The following is a 1,337-nucleotide window of genomic DNA, read 5'->3' as shown; positions in this document are numbered from 1 at the left end:
AAAGCCAGCCTTTCATGATATATCTCCCAATTTGTGTAGGGCTTATTATGCACGCTTAAAAATAATAAAAGCAGACTTGACCTGATAGTTTGGCTGTGAGCAATTATGTGCTTAGTGCATCTAACGCTTTTAGCAGGGGCGCGACGTCAGGAGCGTCCCTTGCCTAAACTTGTTAAGGCATTTGTGAACAAACGCCACCAGTATTTTGGTTTAGAACCAATGCATACTTCATACGAATACAGCCTATCTCGAATCAAGCAGGAACCATCCAAGATTGGCATAAAAGGTACATTCAACCTTTTCACTGCATCCCATTGGTGCACGTACTCGGTCTTGCAACTCGGACACTTTGGGTTTGCACCAGGAACAAACCTACCCCCGCAAGGGCAATCTGGAAGAGTTGCTGCTATTCGATCCAAGAGCTCTTGATTGATTTCATTTTCATACAGTAATGCATGGTCCTGCTCTCTATGGATTACATTCGAGCAAGTATCACAGAAAAAATGCGGGCAACTGTCGCTCATGCCGCTCGATTGCCAGGCAGGAGTTTCCTTCCCACACTTTGGGTTTGGGCATTTCATTCTTCCTATCCATGGTGCATTCGCTTCGTAATGTACGATTTTCATGTAGCCTTAACGCCTGGCACAGCGGATCGCAAACCTGGCGCGGCTTTTGGTACAAAAGGCGTGACAGGTTTGCGAATCCGTTGCTGCCACTTGTTAACCCTTTTGCCAGATTTGGTAACTATAATTTATGTTAGAGGCGAAGTCTTGGGTAAAAACTGGCCTAAAATTGCTGGGGATTTCAGGAAAGTAAACATCACCTTCCGGCTCGATGTCTATTGTAGATATATGTAGTGTATCTACTTGATCGATCAGGCTTTTGTATATCTCCCCACCACCTGAAACAATGACATGATCCGTTATTTTCTTTAGGTTGGTTAAAGCATCTTTAATTGATGGAAAGATCAATACGTTCTCATTGTCAGATGTAAAACTTGAACGTGTTACGACCGCATACTTTCGGTTGGGTAATGCTCCCATTGATTCAAAAGTCTTGCGTCCAACCAACAGCCATTGGTTATAGGTAATAGCTTTAAACAGGAGCTGTTCACCTTTGGCACTCCATGGAATATCAGGGCCATTCCCGATAACTCCATTCTTCGATATAGCTACCATTAGTGATAGTTTCACAATTCTTCCTCAGAGGTTAACTTTGTTTTAGGGCGACTGCCCTGCTGCGTAACATCGTTGCTGCTCCATAACATCAAACATCGACCCACGGCGTAACGCGCTTGCTGCTTGGATGCCCGAGGCATAGACTGTACAAAAAAACAG

Annotated in this window: 1 protein-coding gene; it reads right to left on the bottom strand. The window is 44.2% G+C overall.

From position 1 onward, the window contains the following. Positions 1–719 precede the first annotated feature (719 nt). Positions 720–1,193 carry a trimethoprim-resistant dihydrofolate reductase DfrA1 gene (gene dfrA1, locus J4650_RS22620; protein ID WP_000777554.1) on the bottom strand — a complete coding sequence of 158 codons (474 nt, stop codon included), beginning with the start codon at positions 1,191–1,193 and terminating at the stop codon, positions 720–722. Between the last annotated feature and the right edge of the window lie 144 nt (positions 1,194–1,337).

Origin of the sequence: Salmonella sp. 32120201201600049SM (assembly GCF_017572835.1) — a bacterium.
In the GTDB taxonomy this organism is placed as follows: domain Bacteria; phylum Pseudomonadota; class Gammaproteobacteria; order Enterobacterales; family Enterobacteriaceae; genus Salmonella; species Salmonella enterica.
Note: the sequence above shows the minus strand (reverse complement) of the source record. Positions and strands in the feature narration are given on the sequence as shown.